This window comes from Rickettsia sp. TH2014, from assembly GCF_019249195.1.
Taxonomy (GTDB): Bacteria; Pseudomonadota; Alphaproteobacteria; order Rickettsiales; family Rickettsiaceae; genus Rickettsia; species Rickettsia felis.
In genome coordinates this window covers 85-8,168 of sequence record NZ_MXAX01000032.1, presented here as the reverse complement: position 1 = coordinate 8,168, position 8,084 = coordinate 85, and the positions used below count along the sequence as shown (strand labels likewise).

The window sequence follows — 8,084 nt, the reverse complement described above, 5'->3', positions numbered from 1 at the left end:
TATACTCTAAGCGCTATATTGACTTTTTTTTAATCTCCACGCAACAACGCCTTGCGAGAAAGGCTTGCTTGCGTRGACTCCCAGTCGTCATTGCGAGGAGCGAAGCGACGTGGCAATCTCAGGATTTTGGCATGAGATTGCCGCGTTAAGGCTTCGCCTTTCCTCGCAATGACGTTAGTTTCCTCACAATTTCAGCATCATCAAAAGGTAATTTCTTATCGCCTATAATTTGGTAATTTTCATGACCTTTGCCGGCAATTAATAAGATATCATCTTGCTTTAAATTATTTATAGCATATTTAATAGCTTCGTCTCTATTTGCTATTTCCGTATAATCCGCTTTCTCTATACCGCTTATGATTTCGGCTCTGATCAGTTTTGGATCTTCATGACGTGGGTTATCATCGGTAATTATGACGTTATCAGCGAGTCTTGCGGCTATCTGCCCCATAAGACTTCTTTTTGTCTTATCACGATTACCGCCACAACCAAAAACTACGTTTAGCCTACTATCACGTAATTTAACATTTTTCAGTTCCGTTAAAGCTTTTTCAAGAGCATCCGGAGTATGGGAATAATCAACAAAAATATTAGTGCCGTCTATTCGCTCCATTCTACCTTTTACCGGTTTAACTTTTGCTAAAGCGTCTATTATCTCATCAAAAGCAAATCCGGTGTAATGTACAGTAAGGGCAGCAATTAACAAATTGCTAGCCTGAAAACTACCGATTATAGAGGTATTAAAACTACATTCTCTATTATTGAATATAAAATTAATATTTTGTCCTTTTAAAGAACCATTGATTTTAGTTATTTGTACATCACCTTTTTTTCCAACAGTGATAAATTTAATATTATGATTATGTAAATAATCTTTAACGAACTCTATTTCTTCTATATCGGAATTTAATATTGCAATGCCACTTGGTAATAAATGCTCGGTAGACATCTTCCCAAACTTCGCTTCTAGCAGTAATTTAGACGTCGATCCGGTACTCGCATCCTCACGTACTAGTGTGTACGCTGTGGTGCTGTGTTCCGTGTCTCCTTTAAATTCCTCTCTATAAGCTGGTTTAAAAAGATGTCTAGTAAATAATTTCAGTTTGGCTAATAAATAATTTTCTTTTGTATGGTGATAATCTAGATGATCCTGACTAAAGCTTGTAAAACATGCGATATTTACTTTTGTTTCACCAAGTCTTGCTTGTTCAAGACCATGGCTAGAAGCTTCAAAAGCTAAATATTCTATATTGTTTTCAGCTAAATTATGAGCAATTTTTCTAAAGCTTAAATAATCCAAAGTTGTTAATTCAGGTACATCATTTATAAGATTATCACAGCCGAATATCTCTACCCCTATTGTACCTATAGATGCAGCTTTCTTCCCAAGCAGTGAGTATGTTTGAGCTATATAGGATACTACCGAACTTTTGCCGTTTGTACCTGTTACGGCTATTAGATTCTTTGGTTTTTTAGGATAGAAGATTTCTATAGCTTCATATAAAGCCGCTTGTACATCTTCTACGTAAATTACTTTATCATCTATAATAGTATTTTTTTTATTGTCTGTAATTACTAATATTGTACCTTTGTTTAAAGCATCCTTAATACAATCATTTCCATCGACATTTTGTCCTTTAATCGCAAAAAAGACGTCTTTATCCTTAACGGTTTTAGAATTAATCGACAAACCTTTTACTTTATGTTTTTGGAATAATTGTTTTAGGTTATAGGGCATGTTTGTTACGTTAAAAAAGTGTTATCGTCATTGCGAGAATCGGTTTTTCCGTCATTGCGAGGAAAAATTGAAAATTTTGACGAAGTAATCTCGGGAGTCCTACTTTATGAGATTGCCACGTCGCTTCGCTCCTCGCAATGACGGTTCTAGTATCCACGCAGGCAATGACGTATTAGGAATGACATCGAATCTACACCCCCCCTAATTTCCGAAGTAACTGATTCGCCTCAACAATTATATTTTTATCTACTAATTTCTTGATATATACTAATTTATTATCCGGTTTGATTTTTGCCTGATTAGAGTAAGTACTAACGAACTTCAAAATTTTATCGGTCATATCGGCATTTTTATAAAATTTAATCACAAATCCGTTATCTCCTGAATCCAAATTCTCAATATTTAACTTAAAGCATAATAGTTTTATTTTTACAATATCAAGTAAATTATTAAATTCAATCGGTAGTGAGCCGAATCTATCAATCATCTCGTCTTTAAATTTCTCTACTTCTATCTCATTACTTAAATTACCTATTCTTCTATATAGCCCAAGTTTAAGGGCTGAATCGGATATATAATTATCAGGAATAAAGACGGATAATCCCAAATTAATATTCGGAATAAAAGGTTGTTCCGAAACAATAGGTTCATCTTTAAAGAGAGCTATTTGCTCTTCCAGCATTTCTTGATAAAGCTCCGTACCTACTTCCCTAATTTGTCCTGATTGCTCTTCACCGATTAAATTACCGAAGCCTCGTAAATCCATATCATGGCTTGCAATAGTAAAACCTGAGCCTAAAGCACAACTATTTTGTATTATCTCTAAACGTCTTAAGGAGTGCGGCGTCATCTTTTTATGACTTGCTACTGTTAGATAGGCATAGCCCCGCACTTTACCTCGACCTATCCGACCACGCAATTGATATAGCTGGCTAAGCCCCAGCATATCGGCCTTATGTATGATCATGGTATTTGCTTCGGCTATATCAATTCCTGATTCTATAATAGTAGTTGAGACTAGTATATCGAATTTACCGGCATAAAACTCGCTCATAACCTCATCAATTTTACTCGGGGTCATTTTTCCGTGAGCTATTTTATAACTTAATTCCGGCACGATTTGTTTTAATTGTTTTTCGATATCCTCTATATCTTTAATTCTCGGAACCACATAAAAGCTTCTTCCACCTCTAAAATGTTCGCGTAATAATGCATCTCTGATAATAACGGGATCAAACGGCATAACCATCGTCCGCACTTCCAGCCTGTTTAGAGGCGGCGTTGCAATAATACTAAGTTCTTTTAAACCGGTCATTGACATTTGCAGGGTTCTAGGAATCGGTGTTGCCGACATTGCAAGTACATGGGAAGAGGATTTTAGCGATTTAAGAAATTCTTTTTGACCGACACCGAAATGCTGTTCTTCATCGATTATTAACAATTTTAAATTAAAGAATTTTGTATTTTTGTGTAATAAAGAATGAGTACCTATTATTATATTTATTTTACCGTTTTCAAGCTCTGATCTTATAATTTTTGCTTCTTTAGCACTAATAACGCTAGATAATTGCTTAATATTTAAACCAAATCCCTTAAACCTTTCTATGAATCTTGAAAAATGTTGACTACATAAAATAGTTGTCGGTACAACTACAGCTACTTGAGGTAAATGTTCATTTAGAGATTTTGCTACCATAAAGACGGCACGCATTGCTACCTCTGTTTTACCAAACCCGACATCACCGCATATTAACCTATCCATTAACATACCGTTCCTCAAGTCTTCTTTAATATCGTTTATAGCGGTTAACTGGTCTTCTGTTTCGCTGAAAGGGAAATTAGCACAAAATTTATCATATTCTTCAAGGTCAAATTCAACGGAAGCACTGCTATTAAGTTTCCTTTTAGCTGCTATTTGTATTAAATGCAGTGCTATCTCTTTTATACGGTTTTTAAGTTTCGCCTTACTTCTTTGCCATGAGACGCTGCCAAGCTTATCAAGCTCTGCATTATCATTACCGTATTTTTTTATTACCTCTATATTTTCAACCGGTATATATAATTTATCATTACCGGCATATAAAATCTTTAAAAAATCATGTAGTTTGCCTTTGATTTCTAAAGCTTCTAGCTTTAAAAACTGCCCTATTCCATGATCTTTGTGTACTACAAACTCACCTTCAGCTAAATTATCAAGCTCCAGCAAGATATTTTTAAGCTTTTTGTTAATGTTTGTAGAGCTAGATTTTTCTTCCAATAATTCGCTAGAGGTAATAAATAAATATTCTTTAGTACAAAAGCTTTGATTTAAAGGAATTATCCCGACATTTATTACTGAATCCTTAGCCTCATCTAATTTATTTATCTCATTATATTTATATTCATAATTTTGGGTGATGCTTTTAATTCGCTCAAGACCGCTTAAAGAAGCTGCACCTATTACGATTTTTTTAGAAGAATGAGTTTTAATAATCTCAAATAATTTATCAAAAACCGTTTTCTTTCCTATAAAGCTTGTGGCAGCTATATTTTCAATTAGAGTTGCTTGCTCAGAATTTTCATAACTAATCAATATATTATTTTTTTGTTCTAGTAATTCCGTTATTTCAGAAGCAGTAAAATATAAACTAGTCGGTGAAAGGGCGGGATAGAAACTATTAAATTTAAGTTTATTCGCCTCTGACCTTGCTGAATAAAAATCATTATAACTATGCTCAAACTCTAAAATGGCTTGTTTTGATAAATTATCGAATATGACAATAGGATCGTTTAGGTAATCTACTAAGTTAGAGTAGGAATTATAAAATAACGGAAGTAATTGTTCATACCCTGCGAATTTTCTTCCTGATATCACTGCCTCATATAAAGGATTATCGGTATGATTAACTCCAAAATTTCGTAAGTAATTATTCTTAAAATTACCGATTGTTTCAGAGTTTAAAACTATCTCATTTGCAGGACTAATAACGAGTTCGCTGCAAGATTTAGTTGAAATTTGTGTATCAATATCAAATTCTTTTATTGATTCAATATAATCCCAGCTAAAATTAATTCTATAAGCTTTAGGACTAGGCAATATTATATCAATGATTTCGCCTCTAACCGCAAATTCCCCGACATCGATGCTACTCGCATTTCTTGTAAAACTATTTTCTACTAGAAACATAGCAAGCTGATCCGTAGTAAATTTCATTTTAGGAGATAATTTTAAAAAATATTTAGAAAAAAAATCTTTCGGCGGTAATTTGTTTAATAAGTTCGCTGCATGAGTGATGAGTAATTTGCCGTTACTATTATTTGTTGTTAGCTTGGTTAATATTTCTGCACGTCTAGATAAGATATTTGCATTTGGTGACGTATGGTCGTAAGGGATAGTATCATAGCTTGGAAAGTAATAAATATTTTCATTAGAAGAAAAAAATAAAGCTTGCTTGTATAATTGCAACGCTTCATCTTCATTACTGCTACTCAAGATAAAATCTTGCTTAAGATTCTTGGTAAAATTATGGGTTGCAAAGAAAGATTTGGCAGTAGCCGGAAATTTTTGTTGTAACATTCTACAGGAATTTATATTTTTGCTATTTTGCGTAATTTATCAATTATTTCGGCATCTAGATAAGAAGGAGCAGAAGATTTATTATTAATCCAATTATAAAGTTCATTATCATTTTGATCAAGTATTAAAGAATAGCTTCTAAGTTTTTTTTCATCCATTAAGGATAGGTACTTTTCGGCAAAGCTACCGAGTATATAATCCATTTCTTTGCAACCGCGGTTTTGACTACGGTAAAAAAGTTTCTTTTGTAAAGAGTTTTTATTTAATTTATTCATCTATAACATCTTGCAAAATTTTTTTATAATAATATTATTAAATTTATCAGATACCAAGATCATTTTAAAATGCTTTAGGCATTGCCTCGAAGCAGTTAATGCCGTCATTACGAGCGACTAAAAGGGGCGTGGCAATCTCATAAAGCAGGACTCCTGAGATTGCGGATGTACAAATTACTACGTAATTTTCCTCGCAATGACGTAAACTTTTCAAATTATCAATAACAGCAAAAAGCGTAAATATGCCGGTTCAAAATATCTGTTCTACAAGAGCTTATGATATATTAATTTCAAATGATAATACTTTTCTTGTGGATGTTAGAACTAAAGAAGAGCGGCAACAAGTTGGAATACCTCATTTAGATAATAAAAATAAGTTGGTCTTTCTAAGTTGGCAATTGAATAAAGATTTTGAAGATAATTTTTTATCTATAATTAAAGATAAAATAGATGCAGCAATATTTTTCTGTGTCGTTCAGGATATAGGTCATTTATCGCAGCAAATTTTATAGCTAATATGGGTTATAAAAATTGTTATAATATTAGTGACGGCTTTGAAGGAAATAATCAAGACAAAGGCTGGAAACAAAATAACTTACCGTGGCAGTTTTAAGTGAGTACTAATCAAATAATTTTAACGGATCAAGGTGATAATTATGTAAATGTTTGGAGTTACGTGACTCAAGATCTTTACAATCATTACGGTGAAACTCTATATAATAGCTGGTTTAGTAAAGTCAATTTTATAGAGTCTTCATTAAATACCGTTATTCTTTGTGCCCCTACTAACTTTGTTAGAGATTGGATAAAATCCAAATACTCTATGGTCATATTGCAACTATTTCAACATTATAATAATACCATTAAGTCGATTGAAATAATTACTAAAGAGTTACCTGGAACAACCCAAACAGTTATAGAATTACCTACTAAGACTTTTGCTGATATCGGAAGCAGTGAGCTTAATTCGGAAAATATCTTTTCAACTCTTGACATACGTTTTACTTTCGATAATTTTGTGGTTGGAGCCCCAAATGAACTAGCTTATGCAGCAGCAAGAGCTGTTGCGGAATCATCAGGTGCGGTTTCTGAATCTAATCCGCTTTTTCTATATGGCGGGGTTGGACTCGGTAAGACGCATTTAATGCATGCAATCGGTTGGTATATCAAGCAGAATAACCCAAGCCGCAAAGTGATATATATGTCTGCAGAGAAGTTTATGTATCAGTTTGTTAAAGCTCTGCGTAATAAAGAAGTAATCTCGTTTAAAGAGAAATTCCGCTCGGTTGACGTGTTGATGATTGATGATATTCAATTTATTTGCGGTAAAGATAGTACGCAGGAAGAATTTTTCCATACTTTTAATACATTGATTGATAATAACCGTCAAATGGTTATTTCTTGTGATAGGTCACCTTCAGATTTAGATAATATTGAAGATCGGATCAAGTCTCGACTTGGGTGGGGCTTAGTGGCCGATGTTCATAGCACTACTTATGAGCTACGACTCGGTATTCTAGAATCTAAGATTGAACAGATGAACGTTAAAATACCGAAAGACGTAATTGATTTTTTAGCATCTAAAATCGTTTCAAACGTTAGAGAACTTGAAGGAGCTTTAAATAAAGTGATAGCTCATTCTAATTTTACTTTAAAAGAAATTACACTCGAAAATACACAAAATATTTTAAGAGATTTATTACGTTCTAATGAAAGAATAATTACCGTTGAAGATATTCAGAAAAAGGTAGCTAGTCGTTATAATATTAAATTATCTGATATGTCTTCGTCACGGAGATTACGAGAAGTTGCAAGACCACGTCAAATAGCTATGTATCTTAGTAAAGCATTAACACCGAAAAGCCTTGCAGATATCGGTAAAAAATTCGGTAAAAAAGACCACACGACGGTTATGCATGCTATTAAGAAAGTAGAAGAATTACTGGAAAACGATATAGAATTACGCGAAGAGATTAATTTGCTGATGAAAATATTGCAGAATTAGTAAAGTACTATGCCATTCCCGCGAAAGCGAGAATCTAGAAAAAAATGAAACTATTTAAATCTTTTATATTTATACTTATTGACTAATGGATTCCTGCTTTCGCAGGAATGACATAAACAGCAATGTAACAAAGCCAAAATGTCACAAAAATGACATAGATATATACTAAATACCCTCAAAAAATGATTCAGTAAAAGAAATTTTTTCAAAATTATCCGGAAAGTACCGAATTAACAGAATTATAGATAATTATGGTTATGGTGAGGAGATAGCATATTTTCTACAGCATAATTCAGAAAATTTAAATGAATTAATCTATAAAGAGAGGTTGAAAATTAATTATAGCAAATACGATCATCAAATCCCCGCTAATAAAGAATATAGATATATTTTAGAAAATAATAATATTGTAAAATATTTTGCTAAAGCAGAAAATAGCTTATTTCATCGTTTAGATTTTATAGATAACTTGTAATAGTTGAGATTTAATCTTACATTTAGTAAAATTAA

The 8,084-nt window shown here is 32.8% G+C and carries 5 protein-coding genes and 2 pseudogenes; 4 read left to right on the top strand and 3 right to left on the bottom strand.

Annotated features, from left to right (window positions below; all coding sequences use genetic code 11):
* Positions 1-145 precede the first annotated feature (145 nt).
* The 3 genes from KYQ89_RS00410 to KYQ89_RS00400 all read right to left on the bottom strand — a co-directional run bounded on the left by KYQ89_RS00410 (position 146) and on the right by KYQ89_RS00400 (position 5,569).
* The gene (locus KYQ89_RS00410; protein WP_218459834.1) at positions 146-1,738 is read right to left on the bottom strand and encodes a UDP-N-acetylmuramoyl-L-alanyl-D-glutamate--2,6-diaminopimelate ligase; all 1,593 of its coding nucleotides are present in this window, start codon (positions 1,736-1,738) and stop codon (positions 146-148) included.
* Positions 1,739-1,928: 190 nt separating this feature from the next.
* Complete coding sequence (gene mfd / locus KYQ89_RS00405; protein WP_218459832.1) at positions 1,929-5,294, bottom strand: transcription-repair coupling factor; 3,366 nt, start codon at positions 5,292-5,294, stop codon at positions 1,929-1,931.
* 11 nt (positions 5,295-5,305) lie between these two features.
* Positions 5,306-5,569, bottom strand: a complete 264-nt coding sequence (locus KYQ89_RS00400) for a succinate dehydrogenase assembly factor 2 (protein ID WP_218459831.1) — start codon at positions 5,567-5,569, stop codon at positions 5,306-5,308.
* Positions 5,570-5,674: 105 nt separating this feature from the next.
* On the opposite strand from KYQ89_RS00400, the pseudogene KYQ89_RS08140 reads away from it, so the two are divergent.
* From KYQ89_RS08140 to KYQ89_RS00385, 4 genes and pseudogenes are all read left to right on the top strand, one after another.
* Positions 5,675-5,773, top strand: a pseudogene (locus KYQ89_RS08140) (lytic transglycosylase domain-containing protein); the annotation flags it as partial.
* A 38-nt stretch (positions 5,774-5,811) separates the two neighbouring features.
* Positions 5,812-6,182 (top strand): annotated as a pseudogene (locus KYQ89_RS00395) (rhodanese-like domain-containing protein).
* Positions 6,183-7,574: a chromosomal replication initiator protein DnaA gene (gene dnaA / locus KYQ89_RS00390; protein WP_218459830.1), complete on the top strand. Its 1,392-nt coding sequence runs from the start codon at positions 6,183-6,185 to the stop codon at positions 7,572-7,574.
* Between the two features lie 169 nt (positions 7,575-7,743).
* Positions 7,744-8,049 (top strand): DUF6314 family protein, encoded by a 306-nt coding sequence (locus KYQ89_RS00385; protein ID WP_218459835.1) that lies wholly within the window; start codon positions 7,744-7,746, stop codon positions 8,047-8,049.
* The last annotated feature ends 35 nt before the right edge of the window (positions 8,050-8,084 follow it).